14 protein-coding genes are annotated in these 15115 nt (G+C 66.5%); 8 read left to right on the top strand and 6 right to left on the bottom strand.

Translation table 11 applies throughout. The features are described from left to right. The gene (locus ACOGI8_RS12520; RefSeq protein ID WP_419854130.1) at positions 1-822 is read right to left on the bottom strand and encodes an enoyl-CoA hydratase-related protein; all 822 of its coding nucleotides are present in this window, start codon (positions 820-822) and stop codon (positions 1-3) included. 57 nt (positions 823-879) lie between these two features. Further along, positions 880-1647 carry a 3'(2'),5'-bisphosphate nucleotidase CysQ gene (locus ACOGI8_RS12515; protein WP_419854129.1) on the bottom strand — a complete coding sequence of 256 codons (768 nt, stop codon included), beginning with the start codon at positions 1645-1647 and terminating at the stop codon, positions 880-882. 217 nt (positions 1648-1864) lie between these two features. Here ACOGI8_RS12515 and ACOGI8_RS12510 point away from each other — a divergent pair, with 217 nt between their 5' ends. The 4 genes from ACOGI8_RS12510 (at position 1865) to ACOGI8_RS12495 (ending at position 7684) form a co-directional block, all read left to right on the top strand. Continuing rightward, positions 1865-3034 (top strand): amino acid ABC transporter substrate-binding protein, encoded by a 1170-nt coding sequence (locus tag ACOGI8_RS12510; RefSeq protein ID WP_419854128.1) that lies wholly within the window; start codon positions 1865-1867, stop codon positions 3032-3034. A gap of 179 nt (positions 3035-3213) precedes the next feature. Continuing rightward, complete coding sequence (locus ACOGI8_RS12505) at positions 3214-4758, top strand: amino acid ABC transporter permease (RefSeq protein WP_419854127.1); 1545 nt, start codon at positions 3214-3216, stop codon at positions 4756-4758. A 1-nt stretch (position 4759) separates the two neighbouring features. Next, positions 4760-6796 (top strand): amino acid ABC transporter permease, encoded by a 2037-nt coding sequence (locus ACOGI8_RS12500; RefSeq protein ID WP_419854126.1) that lies wholly within the window; start codon positions 4760-4762, stop codon positions 6794-6796. Between the two features lie 165 nt (positions 6797-6961). After that, complete coding sequence (locus ACOGI8_RS12495; protein WP_419856407.1) at positions 6962-7684, top strand: amino acid ABC transporter ATP-binding protein; 723 nt, start codon at positions 6962-6964, stop codon at positions 7682-7684. 11 nt (positions 7685-7695) lie between these two features. Here ACOGI8_RS12495 and ACOGI8_RS12490 read toward each other — a convergent pair whose 3' ends face one another. Then, on the bottom strand, positions 7696-7974 hold the full coding sequence (locus ACOGI8_RS12490; protein WP_419854125.1) for a hypothetical protein: 279 nt from the start codon (positions 7972-7974) through the stop codon (positions 7696-7698). 227 nt (positions 7975-8201) lie between these two features. Here ACOGI8_RS12490 and ACOGI8_RS12485 point away from each other — a divergent pair, with 227 nt between their 5' ends. Genes ACOGI8_RS12485 through ACOGI8_RS12475 form a run of 3 tightly spaced genes read left to right on the top strand, consistent with a single transcriptional unit; the run spans position 8202 to position 11381 of the window. After that, a complete protein-coding gene (locus ACOGI8_RS12485; RefSeq protein WP_419854124.1) occupies positions 8202-8840 on the top strand; it encodes an HAD-IA family hydrolase in 639 nt (212 codons plus the stop codon). A gap of 49 nt (positions 8841-8889) precedes the next feature. Then, positions 8890-10584: an energy-dependent translational throttle protein EttA gene (gene ettA / locus ACOGI8_RS12480; RefSeq protein WP_419854123.1), complete on the top strand. Its 1695-nt coding sequence runs from the start codon at positions 8890-8892 to the stop codon at positions 10582-10584. A 23-nt stretch (positions 10585-10607) separates the two neighbouring features. After that, positions 10608-11381, top strand: coding sequence for an exodeoxyribonuclease III (locus ACOGI8_RS12475; protein WP_419854122.1), 774 nt, complete (start codon positions 10608-10610; stop codon positions 11379-11381). Positions 11382-11386: 5 nt separating this feature from the next. Here ACOGI8_RS12475 and ACOGI8_RS12470 read toward each other — a convergent pair whose 3' ends face one another. The 3 genes from ACOGI8_RS12470 to ACOGI8_RS12460 all read right to left on the bottom strand — a co-directional run bounded on the left by ACOGI8_RS12470 (position 11387) and on the right by ACOGI8_RS12460 (position 14255). After that, on the bottom strand, positions 11387-13276 hold the full coding sequence (locus ACOGI8_RS12470) for an ATP-dependent helicase (protein ID WP_419854121.1): 1890 nt from the start codon (positions 13274-13276) through the stop codon (positions 11387-11389). 32 nt (positions 13277-13308) lie between these two features. Then, on the bottom strand, positions 13309-13578 hold the full coding sequence (locus ACOGI8_RS12465) for a hypothetical protein (RefSeq protein WP_419854120.1): 270 nt from the start codon (positions 13576-13578) through the stop codon (positions 13309-13311). Positions 13579-13682: 104 nt separating this feature from the next. Beyond that, positions 13683-14255: a hypothetical protein gene (locus ACOGI8_RS12460; RefSeq protein ID WP_419854119.1), complete on the bottom strand. Its 573-nt coding sequence runs from the start codon at positions 14253-14255 to the stop codon at positions 13683-13685. 90 nt (positions 14256-14345) lie between these two features. Here ACOGI8_RS12460 and ACOGI8_RS12455 point away from each other — a divergent pair, with 90 nt between their 5' ends. Next, positions 14346-15065: a helical backbone metal receptor gene (locus ACOGI8_RS12455; RefSeq protein ID WP_419854118.1), complete on the top strand. Its 720-nt coding sequence runs from the start codon at positions 14346-14348 to the stop codon at positions 15063-15065. Positions 15066-15115 lie beyond the last annotated feature (50 nt).

Genomic DNA, 15115 nt, shown 5'->3' with positions numbered 1-15115 from the left:
TCAGCGTTCAGGCCAGTCGGGCAGCCGCCGCTCGGTCAGTGCCCGCACACCTTCGAGGTAGTCCGGGCTGGGGATCATCTCGTTGAGCAGCCGATCCGATTCGGAGACGGCGGTGCCCACGTCGCGGTGCTGGTCCAGGTAGATCTGCCGCTTCGTCGTGGCCAGCGAGCTGGGCGCAACCCGGGCGACCATGTCGTACGCGTACTCGTACACGCGATCCATGAGCTCGGACGCCTCGACGATCTCGTTGAACAGGCCCCAGCCGTCGGTGTCGGCAGCCAGGAACTTGCGGCTCGACAGCAGCAGGTCGTTGGACCGCGTGACCCCAACGAGACGAGGGAGCACCCACGAGAGTCCGAACTCCGCGGGCAGCCCCAGCGGCCCGTGGGCGGCAGTGAGCTTGGCTTCCGGTGCAGCGAAGCGCAGGTCGCAATAGCAGGCCAGCACCAGCCCGGCGCCCGCCGCTGCACCGTTCACCGCCGCGATCGTCACGGTTTCCAGCGCCATCATGAACGCGAAGTTCTGGTCGAACTCGGGTGCCACGCCATAGCCCGGCATCGCCAGATCGGCCGAGGTGCCGGGGTCGTAGCCACCCTTTTCGCTGTGGCCCTCTAGGGCTTGAGTGTCGGCGCCCACACAGAAGTCGCGTCCCTCGCCGGTGATCACGACCACTCGGACCCCCGCATCCTGCTCCGCTTGCTCCAGCACCCAGCGCAGCTCGGTGTGCATCCGGCCGGTCCAGGCGTTACGGCGATGCGGGCGTGACAGCGTCAGCGTCGCGACCGGGCCCTCGACGGAGTACTTCGTTGCCTTCAGCTCCATGTGTCCCCCTCGGCGGTTCTCAAGCCTCGTCCTCGATGCTGTGTTTGACGGGTGATCTCAGGCTTCGCCCTCTATCACCTGCCGCAGCGCCTCGAGGGCATCGGCGGCGAGTTCGGGGCGGCAGATGAGCAGATCGGGCAGCCACGGGTCGGCGAAGTTGTATTCGAGTTCCGATCCGTCGCAGCGACTGGCGTGCAGTCCGGCTGCGCGGGCCACCGCCACCGGCGCGCAGTTGTCCCACTCGAATTGGCCTCCCGAATGGGCGTAGATGTCAGCCATGCCGAGCACCACGGCCATGGCCTTGGCACCCGCAGAGCCGAGCGTCATCAGCTCAGCATCGAGCGCTTGGGCGATGATGACCGCCGCCGCCGGCGGGCGCGACCTGCTGACGACCAGGCGGGGCTGCCCGTTGTGCGGCGCCGGCAACAGCGGTTCGGGGTCGGTGCACAGCGTCTGCCCGACCGCCGGCAGCGCCACGGCGCCGGCAGTGGGCACACCGTTCTCGACCAGCGCGACATGCACCGCCCAGTCCGAGCGACCGGGTTCGGAATATTCGCGCGTTCCATCCAAGGGGTCCACGATCCAGACCCGGTCCGCGGTCAGGCGAGCGAGATCGTCGCGACCTTCCTCGGACAGGACGGCGTCATCAGGCCGTGCTTCGGCCAGTCGATTCACGATGTGCCGGTGGGCCTCGGAATCGCCCGTGTCACGGACCTCCCAGGTCCCAGCCCCTGAACTGAAGAGCCGATCGCGGACCTCAACCAGCAGAGCCCCAGTCTCGGTGGCCACGCTCGCGGCAAGAGCGTGGTCGTCGGGTTGGGCCATCGGTCAAGTGTGCCCTGTGGATGTGCCTGCAACACCCAGGCAACGAGTTCGACACGACTCATCCAAGTATGCCTCCGACGAATGCTGCCTTTCTGCGCACAAGGTGTCGGGGCCGCACATCGGCACGGGTAGCCTCGCGGTTCATCAGGTGCGGCGGAATGCGACACCGCGCGTCGCGCGCCTGGGTCAAGAACAACCGATGGAGGGAATGTTCTCTATGAAGAGACGAATAGCGCCGATTTCTCGACGGTCTGCGTTGCGGCTCGGCGGTGTGCTGATGGCCATCGCGTTGGTGGTCGCCGCATGCGGTTCCGGCGATGGCGACGATCAGGATGTCGACGGCGACGAGCCAGCGGCCACGACCGAAGCAGAAGCAGCGGCCGAGGAACCGGAAGCCGAAGTCGCCATGACGCAGGACACCGGCGACCTGCTCGCGGTCGTCCAAGACCGCGGCACCCTCAACTGCGGTGTCAGCGGTTCGGCAGTGGCCTTCTCAGAGACGCAGCCTGATGGCAGTACGACCGGCTTCGACGCCGACTACTGCCGCGCAGTAGCCGCAGCGATTCTGGGTGATGCCGACGCGGTCAACTTCGTGCCGCTCACGGCGGCAGAACGCTTCACCTCGCTGGAGGCTGGCGACATCGACCTGCTGGTGCGCAACACCACCTGGACTCAGAGCCGCGACACCGACCTGGTGCTCGACTTCGGGCCGACCACCTACTACGACGGCCAGCAGATCATGGCTCGCGCCGACGATGGCTTCTCGGGAACGTCGACAGTGTCGGATCTCGATGGCGCCACGGTGTGCACCAACGCCGGTACCACCACTGAGAAGAACATCGCCGATGCGGCCGATGCAGCCGGCATTGAGATCACGCTGTCCACCTTCGAGGACTTCGACATCGTCACCGAGAACTTCATCTCCGGTGCGTGCGATGCGGTGACCACCGACGGCTCTGCGCTTGTGGGCCGGAAGGTGAAGCAGGAGGGTGATCAGAACTGGGTGATCTTCCCGCCGACGCCGATCTCGAAGGAGCCGCTGGGTCCGGTCTACCCGCAGAACCAGTCAACCTTCGGCGACGTCGTGAACTGGACCGTGTACGCCACGATCATCGCTGATGAGAAGGGCATCACCTCGGCCAACATCGACTCGATGATGGGCAGCGGCGACCTCGATGCCGAGGCAGTCCGCATGCTCGGCGGCGAGGGTGAGCTGCAGACCAAGATGGGCCTGTCGGCCGACGCGTTCTACAACGTGATCAGCCAGGTCGGGAACTACGACGAGATCTACACCCGCAACCTTGGCCCCGTTGGCCTGAGCCGTGACGGCTCAGCGAACGCGCGCTGGACTGCGGGCGGCCTCATCTACGCACCGCCTGCTCGCTGATCGCATGCCTGCCGGCTGGGTGCGACCCGGCCCGGCAGGTGAGTGATCACTGCAACTGGCACGGCCCCCGATCCGACCGGATCGGGGGCCGTTGCGCGTCTCGGCGCGGGAAGCCGACCTCTGCATGTCTCGATGCAATAGCCCGGTGCATACGACCTCGTCGCGTAGGGTGACCTGCGGTGAGCGACCCCCGAGCATCGGACCGTGACGCCTCCCTGAGCACGCTGGGAACCCGTCCGCCGTTCTACCGGGACGCGACGGTTGTGCGTTGGATCGCGCAGGTCGGCACGCTCATTCTCGTCTTGGCTGCATTGTGGTTCCTCGCCACCGAGGCGGGGGACAGCCTGCGAGCCCGCGGCGCCAACATCGACTTCGACTTCATCTCCGACCACATCGGCATCAAGGTCGGCTGGGGGATCGACACCAACCCCGACTCGGGCGGCCGCGCGCTCTGGGTCGGCATGGTGAACACCATCCGGATGGCGGCTGCGGGCATCGCGCTCGCGTCGGTCATCGGCGTACTGGTGGGCTTGGCGCGGCTGTCCTCCAACTGGCCGCTGCGCCGCCTGGCAGGTGTGTTCGTGGAGGCGTTGCGCAACATTCCGCTGCTCGTGCAGATCTTGGTGTATGCCGCAGTGCTGGCATCGCTGCCGAATGTCTCGTTCGACATGGGGCCGATCCCCGGCTGGATCCACCTGTCCAACAAGGGCCTGTCGATTCCGCGTGTCTTCGTCGCCGACGGCTTCTACCAGTGGGCGGTCGTGATGCTGATCGGCGGCGTGATTGCGCGCGTCGTCTTCCGGCGGCTGGCGGCCAGACGCGAGCAGACCGGGGTGCAGACCAATGCGGGCGCGTGGGCGACCGGCATCGTCGCAGTCTTCGCCATCGTGGGGTGGTGGGTGCACCCCATCTTCGGTTGGTTGGGCAGCATCTTCGGCGGCCTGTCGGACGCAGTCGGCTCGATCCCGCAGGGGGCTGTGCAGGTCGCCGCCGCACTGGTCGCCGCAGGTGTGGCGGTGTGGTGGATACGCCGCTTCCTTGCTCGGCACCGCACGCCGGCTGGCCTCATGCGCCTCACCGACGACGACTGGTTCCGCATGATCTTCGCCGTCGTGGCTGCAGTGATCGTGGTGCTCTTTGTAGCCGTGCTGTGGCCCGGGCTGTCGAGCTGGATCGTCAACTCATCGAGCGACGGCCTTGGCGTGCTCGCAGACAAGTTCGGAAACGGCCGGACTGGTCCGCCGATCGATGCGATGCGGCCCGACATCGTGCAACCGGGCAATTTCCCCAACTACGGGCCTGCCGGCTTGAACCTGCCTATCGGCTTTGCAGCCGTCTACTTCGGCGTGGTGTTCTACACAGCGGCGTTCATCGCCGAGATCGTGCGCGGCGGCATCTTGGCAGTGCCCAAGGGCCAGAGCGAAGCTGCCCAGGCGGTGGGCCTGCGGCGCTCGACGGCGCTTCGGCGGGTGATCCTGCCCCAGGCACTGCGGGTGATCCTGCCGCCGGTGGGCAACCAGTACCTGAACCTCACCAAGAACACCTCGCTGGCAATCGCCGTGGGCTACAGCGATCTCGTGCAGATCGGCCAGACCGTCTACAACCAGACCGGCAAAACGCTGCAGGTCATGGCGGTGTGGATGCTGTTCTACCTCGCCTGCTCGCTGACGATCTCTGCCGTCGTCAACTTCTTCAATATCCGGCTGCGGATCGTGGAGCGTTGACGTGACCGATCCGATGCTGCCCGCCGCGCCGACCGCTCTGGCGGCCGAGCCCGTCGGCCCCGCGGCGAGTCCGCCTGACCGGCCGAGCCTTCCGCCGGGCCGCTGGATCCGCGAGAACCTCTTCCCCAACGCTCGCAACTCGATCCTCACCGTCTTCGCGATCCTCGTTGCGCTGTTCGCCTACCGCGGCTTGCTGAACTTCATGTTCAGCGAGGAGCGCTCGTGGATTGCGGTACGCACCAACCTGCGACTCCTGTTCACCCAGGCCTATCCCGAGCACCAGTACGTCCGCGTGTGGGTCACGGTGGGCATCGTCATGGTGCTCGCGGGGCTGAGTGCAGGCATCTGGGCCCGCTGGGGCGGGGTGACGCTGAAGCGGTTGATGGGCTGGTTGATGTCGGGGGGCGCCCTCGTTGCCGCCGGCGTGCTGATACGCGAATCCAGCGTGCTCACCGACTCAGCCGGCGAGACGGTGCGCGACGACGCCGGTGAGCTAGTGCGCGAGTCCTTCGCTGCCGCGATGGCGGATCGATGGGTGTGGTGGGCCGTCGCGCTCGTGCTGTTCGCGCTCGGTGCGATGCTGTGGCTGCGCTTCGATGATCTGAGCCGCCGCACAATCGAGATCGGGGTGGCCTGGTTCGTCTTCGGTCTGCCGGCCCTGCTGGTGGCGTCCACCTGGGTGCTTCGCTACGGGCACTACGGATTCGCCGACGGCGAGTTCATCGCAGAGCCCGGCGAGCTTGTGGCGATGAGCACGCGCGTGCCGTGGACGGCCATGTGGCTGTTGCTGGTGTGCAGCTACGGGATCGGCCGATTCGCACGCACGCGGGCCATCGCCTCGGCACAAGCAGGCGCTGGCGGCGGCAATAGCGCTGGCGGTGGCGGCGTCGATCAGCCCGACGGCGGGGCCGACGCCGCCGCGGAGACGGAATTGCCGCGCGGCTCATTGGCGAAGACCCGGACCATCGTCAACTTGGCGTGGGTGCTGAGCCCCTTCTTCCTCTACTGGGTGGTCATGCGCGATCCCGAGATCGACTATGCCCACGTGTGGACGACGATGCTGCCGCTGGGGCTGGCCTTCGCAGTGGCAGGGTCGGCGGTGCTGTGGTGGCTGACGCGCAGCGACGCCGGCGAGGTGGGGCGCCTGGCGGCGATCGGCCTGCTGCTGCTGGCTGCGTTCCACTGGGTTTCGGCATTCTTCGGCTGGTACTCGATGCTGCAGGTTGCACGCATCGCCTTCCTGCTCCTGGCAGTGGCAGGGCTGCTGGCGCCCAACTTCGCTGGCGTGGCCGCTCAGCGACGCAGGCTGGTGGGTGCGTGGCTGTTCGTGGTGCTGCTGGTCTTCTACGGCGCAACCGTCATCAATGCGCCCTCGACCATCGAAGTGCCTACCGACATGTTCATCGGGGGGTTCAGCCTCACGCTGCTGGTCTCAGTGCTGACGATCATGCTGTCGTTCCCGATCGGCGTGCTGCTGGCACTGGCCCGCACCTCGCGCCAGCCGATCTTCCGGGTGCTCTCGACGGTCTACATCGAGGTGATCCGCGGCGTCCCGCTCATCACGCTGCTGCTGTTCTTCTCAGTCGTGCTGCCGCTGTTCCTGCCCGACGGCATGGAGATCGCAGAATTGGCTGCCGCGATCCTGGGCTACACGTTGTTCTCGGCGGCGTATCTGGCCGAGAACGTGCGCGGCGGGTTGCAGTCGATCCGCCGCGGGCAGTACGAAGCCGCCGACGCCGTCGGGCTGACCACCACCCAGCGCACGGGTTTCATCGTGCTGCCCCAGTCGTTGCGGGTGTCCATCCCGCCGCTGGTGGGTCAGGTGATCGCCACGTTCAAGGAGACTTCGCTGCTCGCCATCATCGGGCTGTTCGACTTCCTGCGGATGGCCAATTCGGTGGTACCGAATCAGTCGCAATTCTTGGGAGTGCGGCGCGAGGGGCTGCTGTTCATCTCGGTTGTGTACTGGGTGGTGGCGTTCGCGATGTCGAAGTACAGCCAGCGGCTCGAACGACGTGTCGGATTGGGCCAGCGATGAGCGGGAACGGCCGGAGGCGAAGCCGTAGCCCGAGCGGCCCGTGAGCGGAGTGAACAAGAGCGGGGGAACGGTGTCGCAGACAAAGGGGAATCGACCATGAGCACGCAACCGGCCCACGGTGACGCCACCATCGCGGTGTCCGACGAGCTCGCGGCACGCGACGACATGATCGTGTGCCGCGACGTCGACAAGTGGTTCGGCGATTTCCAGGCCCTGAGCGGCATCACCGCGACGATCAAGGAGCAGGAGATCGTCGTCGTGCTGGGGCCATCCGGGTCGGGCAAGAGCACGTGGATCAGATGCATCAACCGGCTGGAGGCTCACCAGAACGGTCAGATCATCGTGGACGGCATCGAGCTCACCAACGACCTGCGCAACATCGAGAAGATCCGCTCCGAAGTGGGCATGGTCTTCCAGCAGTTCAACCTGTTCCCGCACCTGACCGTGATGGACAACATCACGCTGGCCCCGATCTGGGTGCGCCGCAAGTCACGGCCCGAGGCAGAGGAACTCGCCGAGTCGCTGCTGGAGCGCGTGGGCATCCCCGAGCAGGCGCAGAAGTTCCCCGGCCAGCTCTCAGGCGGTCAGCAGCAGCGCGTGGCGATCGCGCGGGCGCTGGCAATGGAACCGCGCGTCATGCTGTTCGACGAGCCCACTTCGGCGCTCGACCCCGAGATGATCAAGGAAGTGCTCGACGTGATGGAGGAGCTGGCGCGCTCGGGCATGACCATGATGGTTGTGACGCACGAGATGGGCTTCGCACGTGAGGTGGCCGATCGGATCATCTTCATGGAGGAAGGCGAGATCGTGGAGGTCGGCACGCCTCACCACTTCTTCACCGAGCCCGCAGAGGAACGCACCAAGCTCTTCTTGAGCCAGGTGCTGTAGCTGCGCCCGGTTCAACCCTTGGGCTCGCCGTAGGGGGCGCCAGCTTCCTCGTAGCACTCCGGGTGGTAGTGCTCCACGCGATCCCAGCGGTTCTTGACGTACACGTTGCAGATGATCTGCTCTGCACGGATGCGCGCCCGGAACTTGATGAGCTCATCGCAGACGGCGCAATAGGCCGAATTGCCAGCGTCCACCGTGCGCGACACTGCCCTGCTCTTCCACCGCTTGCGTTTGGGTGCAACGGTCTCCGTGGAAATCTCCGATGACGACGCCGAGGTGTCCGTAGCCATGGCGGGACCCTAGCGAACGCTCGCGCGCTCAAGGTGGATATTCGCGCGATGCGCGCGATTTCTTCCCCGTTACGCGCGATTTACTGTGCATTAATCGCGCGATAGGCGCGTTGTGGTGATGACCGGCCGCCTCATGGATAACGTGCCGGTCCGTGTCCCAGGGCTCAGCTAGCACAGCCGATCCATCGCCTCGCGCCGGAGGCAACAGCCAGTCCGCTTCGGCGACCGTGAACGCCGTGCTGTTCGACTTCGGCGGTGTCATCACCGAGAGCCCATTCGAAGCGTTCAACCGCTACGAAGACCGCATCGGCGTGCCGCGCGACACCATCCGGCAGATCAACGCCACCAACCCCGACACCAATGCGTGGGCGCGACTCGAGCGCAACGAGGTCAGCGTCGACGAGTTCGCCGAGCTGTTCGAAGCAGAGGCCGCCGACTGGGGGCACGAGATGTCGGGCACGCAGGTGCTGGCGTGCCTCAGCGGCGGGCTGCGCCCGCGGATGGTGCGTGCGCTGGAGATCCTTGCGGCGCGCCTGCCGGTGGGCTGTATCACCAACAACGTGAGGACGGGTCACGGCGCCGGCATGTCCCGGGATGTCGACACCGCCGCGGCGATCGCCGAGGTCATGAAGCTGTTCGGCGTGGTGGTCGAATCGTCGGTAGTCGGACTGCGCAAGCCCGATCCGCGCATCTACGAGCTGGCCTGTGACCGGCTCGGCATCGACCCGGCCCGCACGGCCTACCTCGACGACCTCGGCATCAACTGCAAGCCTGCCGCAGCGATGGGCATGGCGGCCATCAAGGTGACCGATCCCGACGAGGCCCTGCGCGAGCTGGAAGCACTCGTCGGCTTCGAGCTGCGATGAGCGTCAGCTCGTGACCTGTTGACGGCAATGCGCTGACGGCGATGCGCTGATGGAGTCAGGGTTCATCTACACGCTGCACAAGCTCGGGCGCTTCTACCCGCCCGACCGGGAGGTTCTGCGCGACGTCACACTGGCGTTCCTGCCGGGCGCAAAGATCGGCGTGATCGGCCACAACGGCTCGGGCAAATCCACGTTGCTGCGGATCATGGCCGGCATCGACGACGGCTATGTCGGCGACGCAAGGCTGGCGCCTGAATCGTCGGTGGGGTTGCTGCCCCAGGAGCCGGAACTCGACGCTGCGCTTGATGTCGAGGGCAACGTGATGGCGGGCGTTGCCGATACAGCCGCCCTGCTGACGGCCTACGAGCAGCTGATGGCTGGCTGGGCCGAGCCCGACGCCGACTTCGACGCGCTGGGCACGCGCCAAGCAGAGCTGGAGGATCGGATCGCTGCAGCCAATGCCTGGGACCTGGACCGCCAAGTCGCCATCGCCATGGATGCGCTGCGTCTGCCGCCCGGCGATGTCGACGTGACGACGCTGTCGGGAGGGGAGCGACGGCGCGTGGCGCTGTGCCGCCTGCTGCTGTCCCACCCAGACCTGCTGCTCCTCGACGAGCCGACCAACCACCTCGATGCGGAATCGGTCGCATGGCTGGAGCGGTTCCTGGCCGACTATTCGGGGACAGTTGTCGCCATCACCCACGACCGCTACTTCCTCGACAACGTCGCCGGCTGGATCCTCGAGATCGATCACGGCCGCACCCATCCCTTCGAAGGCAACTACAGCGCGTGGCTCGAGCACCGCAATGCCCGGCTTGTCTCGCAGCAGCGGCAGTCCGACGCCCGAGCCCGCACGCTGGCGCAGGAACTGGAATGGGTGCGCATGTCGCCGCGGGCGCGACAGGCGAAGAGCAGGGCACGCGTCAGTGCGTACGAGGAACTGCTGGCGACCCATCGCCGGGCCACCGACGAGCAGCGCCGAGCAGATGCGCTGCAGATCACGATCCCGATGTCACGTCGCCTGGGCTCGCAAGTCATCGAGGCAGACGGTCTCGTCAAGGCCTACGGCGACAAGCTGCTGTTCGACGACCTCTCGTTCCGCTTGCCGCCGGGCGGCATTGTCGGGGTGGTCGGCGCGAACGGTGCCGGCAAGACGACGCTGTTCAGGTTGCTGGTCGGCGACGAGCAGCCCGATGCAGGCAGCATCACCATCGGCGAAACCGTCGACATTGCGTACGTGGACCAGTCACGGGCGGCGCTCGACCCTGACCGCACGGTCTATGAGGAGATCACCGATGGGCACGACACGTTGCGCATCACTGGCCTCGACGGCGCCCGCGAGGTCAACGGCCGGGCGTTCGTTGCATCGTTCAACTTCACCGGCTCAGACCAGCAGAAGCGCGTGGGCGACCTCGCAGGCGGCGAGCGCAACCGGGTGCACTTGGCCCGGACGCTGACCAGCGGATGCAACGTGCTGTTGCTCGACGAGCCCACCAACGACCTCGACGTGGACACTCTGCGCGCGCTCGAGGCCGCCTTGGAGTCATTCGGTGGCTGCGCCGTGGTCATCAGCCATGACCGCTGGTTCTTGGACCGGATTGCGACCCATGTGCTGGCCTTCGAAGGCGACAGCGTGGTGCGCTGGTTCGAAGGCAACTTCACCGACTATGAGGCTTTCCGCAAGCGTGAGCTGGGCGCCGATGCCGGACCCGCCCGGATCACCTACAAGCCGCTCGCCCGCTGATTTCGGCAGTTAGCGTCCGTGGCGTGCGCATTGCCACGTGGAATGTCAACAGCCTGAACGCCAGGCAGGAACGGGTCGACGAATGGCTCGACTACGCCGAGCCGGACGTGCTGCTGCTGCAAGAGACGAAGATGTCCGACGAGCAGTTCCCGCACCAGCATTTCGAGGCGCAGGGCTATGCCTCGGTGCACCACGGCGAGGGCCGCTGGAACGGCGTGGCCATCCTGTCGAGCGTCGGGATCGAGGATCCAGTTGCCGGCTTCGCCGACGGCCGTGAGCCCGACCCCGATGCACGCATTATCTCGGCTCGCTGCGGCGGCGTCACGGTGAGTTCGGTCTATGTGCCCAATGGCCGCGCCGTCGACCACGAGCACTACCACTACAAGCTGGACTGGCTGGGACGCCTGCGCGCTCACCTCGAGGCCACGTGCGATTCGGCCGAGCCGGTGCTGGTCGGCGGCGATTTCAACGTGTGCCCCGACGACCGAGACGTGTGGGATCCCGACAACCCTGAGCCGCGCACCCACGTCACCGATCCTGAGCGAGATGCCATCGCGGAGGTGTGCGATTGGGGGCTCACCGACATCTTCCGCGAGCACTACGACGCGGACGGCCTGTACAGCTGGTGGGACTATCGAGACGGCGCGTTCTACAAGCGCCACGGCCTGCGCATCGACCTGCTGCTGGGCACCGGGCCGGTAGTCGCGGCCACGCAGTTCTGCCTCATCGACCGCAACGCCCGCAAGGGAACCAAGCCCTCAGACCACACCCCCGTCTTCGCTGATCTCGCGATCTGAGCCGCTCAGCGCTCGCGCGAGCTCTCGAGGGCGGCGCGGGCGGCGGCCAGCCGGGAGGCGGCGTCGTCTGGGGACAGCGGGGGAGGCTCGGTGGTGGCCGCTGCGATCTGGGCCAGCCAGGGTGAGGGGCTGCGAGGCCCGGCTGCCGAACCGCGGCCCGATCGGTGCCGCGCCCACGTGACGTGCAGCGTGCGCGCCGCCCGCGAGACGGCCACATAGAACAATCGCCGTTCCTCGGGGTCGTCGCTGCGCAGCGGCACAAGGCCGTCCTCGACGCCGGCGATCACGACGTGATGCCACTGCAAGCCCTTCGCTGCATGAAAGGTCGCCAGTGTCACGGCCCCGTCTCGCAGATCGAAGCGGTCGCTGTCGAACAGGTCTGCTGTGAGTTCGCGGTCGCTGGCCGATAGCAAACTGACCCATGTGGCGAATCCCGCTCCGGTAGGGCCGCTGCGACTGAACGTGCGGCCCGATGTACGAGACATCTCGGTGAGATAGGCGTCGGCGAGATCGAGCACTTGCGCCAGCGCCAGCTTGGATCCATCGCCTGGCTCGGCATCCTGCACCTCTGCTCGCATGTCGGAGACCGCTGTCGAGAACTGATCACCGGTCGTGCGGAGGCGCTCCAGCACCTGCCGGGTGGCGGGCAGTTGCAGGAACGGGCTTCGCTGCCCGCTGAGGCGGCAGGGGATGCCGCGAGCGTCGAGCACGGCGGCGATGTCGGAGAGTTGGGCGTTCGTGCGGGCGAGGACTCCGAACGAATCCCAGCGCACGCCGCCGACATGACGATCAGCGATCCATCTGGCAATGCCGGCGGCCTCTGCTGCGGCATCGTCGAACGCAGTCACCGTCGGAGCGGGGCCGGTCTCATGAGGACGTGCCGGCGACTGTGCCGTTCTGCCGGCGTCTGTGGCGACCGGCTCGGAGTCGGCGTTCACGACGGCCTGCGCGGCGGTGACCAGCGAGGGGTGGCTGCGGTAGTTGAGCTCGAGCCGGACGATCTGCGCCCCATCGAAATAGCGCTCGAACTCGGTGATGTAGCGGCTGTCGGCGCCGTTCCATCCGTAGATCGCTTGATCGGCATCGCCGACGGCGCAGATGTCGGCGGCCCCGCTGTGCACCGCTTCGGCGCCGCCGATCCACTCCTGCAGCAGGTTCCACTGCAGCCGGTTGAGATCCTGGAACTCGTCGACGAAGAAGTGCCGGTGGAGCCAGCGCCGCGCCGCCGCGAAGTGCTCGTCGGAGCGCATCAGGCGCGTGCATTCGGCGAGCAGGTCATCGAAGTCGAGCAGCCGCCGGCGGGACTTGGTGCGCTCGAAGTGCCTGAACAGCTCCGCGACTACCTCGCCTGCGGACGGTCCGAGCCGTCGGCGGGCGGGGCCGTCTCGATACTCGGCAACTGACAGGTCGCTCGCCTTGGCCCAGTCGATCTCGCGCAGCGCGGTGGCGACGGTGACCGGCGGCCTCGCGCCGAACGAACGCTGGAGATGCTCCGACAGTTCGCCGCTGAGCGCAGCCCGACTCGGCAGGATCTTCCGTTCGGCCCGGCCGTGGTCTGTGTCGTACTGCCGGACCTGTGCAAGCGCAATGGAGTGGAACGTGCCGACCGGCCCCATGTCGTCGACATCCAATTGCCGCAGTCGCGATCGGAGCTCGGTCGCAGCCCGGCGAGTGAACGTCACGGCCATCGCCCGCTGTGGCTGCATCGACTCGGTGGCAGCTCGCCAAGCAATCCGCTGTGTGAGCACGCGGGTCTTGCCGCTTCCCGGACCGGCCACCACCAGCAATGCGGCGGCCCCTGCACGCACGGCGGCACGCTGGGCGGCATCGAGCCCGTCGTCGGCCGGCAGCGCCTCACCTCGATCCGCCGCCGCATTGCCCGCCGAGTCATTCATCGCTGCGAACCTACGGGCTGTGTATCAACGTGCTACGTATCGCCGTCGTCCTCAGTGGGAGTGAGACCACGGAACGGGTCACGACTCGCTGCAGCGCGCTGTAAGCGCCGCCTTTCGATCAGTTCCCCGATGTAGCTGTCTCCACCTCTCACCGCATCGAGCGCCTCAAAACCGAAAAACATCAGCAGTGCCACGGAGCCGGTGACGCCGGCGAATGTAGCGACGACGTCGCGGGTGCTCATCGAGTTGGTGAGCAGCGCGAGGGCGAACACGGCAGCGGTGCCCGCTGCGGCAGCGATCATGGTGAACGCGATGATGCGTGCACGCCGCGGCCGAGTCGTCGTTGCGCGGCCCCACAGCAACGACCGTGACGTGTCGGGATCTTGTGCTTCGCGCCACATGCCCATCAGCTGCACACTTTCTGATGCACGATGCGAATAATGCGCATCAGCGGGCCCTCCTCTTGCACCGGGGTCTCCTGTTGCAGCAGCTTGTTGCCCACTCTGATGAGCGTGACAATCGTGCGCGTCACAATGGAGCGCACAAACATGAGCACCTCAACAGCCTTCCACACGCACTTCGGTGGAACGGTGGGCTCCGCATCCCAAGGGCTGTGGCACCCGTAGCCGCGTGAGAACGAGTAATGCTCTGCTGTGCCGCACACCTGAGGCTCTCCCTTGGGTTCCTCTGGCACGGCCTGTGGCACCGCGGCCGCGGCTGCTTCGGGCTGCTCCGTGATGGTCAGCTTGTCGGGCGGATCGCCGTCAGGATCCTCTTGGGCCGCCACCGGTGACGGCGCAATGATGGCGAGCGTCGATGCAACCAGGGTTGTAACCATCAAGACCACCAGAGACTTTGCTGCCTTGCGCACTCGTTTCTCCTTCTTTGGAACGGGCAAACGCGGCAATTGTGGCACGCACTGCGGCTGAATGTAGATATCGCTACCGCATGAAATCCGTAATTTCAATTCATACAACACAATTCGTATCTAGATAACATGTGGTTTCATTCATTAGGGCGTGACGGGGACCCGTCTCACTCCGGGGTTGGCAGGCATACGCTGCCGGTGGTGCGAGTCATCAGCCTCGTTCCGAGCGTTACCGAGACGCTGTCTGCGTGGGACACAGACCCGATCGCGTGCACTCGCTATTGCGAGCGACCCGATCTGGCGCACATCGGCGGCACCAAGAACCCCGACATCGAGGCCATCGCCGAGTTGCAGCCCGACCTCGTGGTGGCAGATCGCGAGGAGAACCGCAAAGAGGACCATGACGCGCTGATCGCCCGCGGCATCGAGGTCGAGGCGCTGCATATCGTGTCGCTGGACCATGTGGCGCCACAACTGGCTCGGCTGGCCAGACGCATTGGCGTCGACTGGCAGCCGGAACCGCTGCCGGGGCGTACGGAGCTCCCGCCACTGCATCGTCCCGGCGGCGGAGAGGGGAAGCAGCCCGTGCGCGTGTTCGTGCCGATCTGGCGGCGGCCGTACATGACCGTCGGCGCCGCCACGTACGGCGTCTCGCTGCTCGAGTACTGCGGCGTGCAGGTGGCCTTCGCCGACCGGCCCGAGACGTACCCCACCCTGAGCGAGGAGGACCTCCGCAGCGAGCCAATCGATCTGGTCCTCGCTCCCACCGAGCCATACGAGTGGCACCGCCGACACTTCGACGAACTCACCGCAATCGGGCCCGCCCATCTCATCGACGGTCAGGATCTCTTTTGGTGGGGGACACGCACGCCTGCAGCCGTGACCCGCGTGGCACAGACGATCGCGGGGGCGTTGGCCTGAACGCGACCCGGCCCCGTTGGTGACTCGGGGAAGTCCACAACGGCGCGCAG

The organism is Candidatus Poriferisodalis sp. (genome assembly GCF_965204195.1).
Lineage (GTDB): Bacteria > Actinomycetota > Acidimicrobiia > Acidimicrobiales > Poriferisodalaceae > Poriferisodalis.
Note: the sequence above shows the minus strand (reverse complement) of the source record. Positions and strands in the feature narration are given on the sequence as shown.

Coding starts and splice junctions, on each gene's coding strand:
- ACOGI8_RS12510 (WP_419854128.1), top strand. CDS start 1,865: ATGAAGAGACGAATAGCGCCGATTTCTCGACGGTCTGCGTTGCGGCTC.
- ACOGI8_RS12515 (WP_419854129.1), bottom strand. CDS start 1,647: ATGGCCCAACCCGACGACCACGCTCTTGCCGCGAGCGTGGCCACCGAG.
- ACOGI8_RS12520 (WP_419854130.1), bottom strand. CDS start 822: ATGGAGCTGAAGGCAACGAAGTACTCCGTCGAGGGCCCGGTCGCGACG.
- ettA (WP_419854123.1), top strand. CDS start 8,890: ATGGAGTCAGGGTTCATCTACACGCTGCACAAGCTCGGGCGCTTCTAC.
- ACOGI8_RS12470 (WP_419854121.1), bottom strand. CDS start 13,276: ATGAATGACTCGGCGGGCAATGCGGCGGCGGATCGAGGTGAGGCGCTG.
- ACOGI8_RS12465 (WP_419854120.1), bottom strand. CDS start 13,578: ATGATCGCTGCCGCAGCGGGCACCGCTGCCGTGTTCGCCCTCGCGCTG.
- ACOGI8_RS12490 (WP_419854125.1), bottom strand. CDS start 7,974: ATGGCTACGGACACCTCGGCGTCGTCATCGGAGATTTCCACGGAGACC.
- ACOGI8_RS12495 (WP_419856407.1), top strand. CDS start 6,962: ATGATCGTGTGCCGCGACGTCGACAAGTGGTTCGGCGATTTCCAGGCC.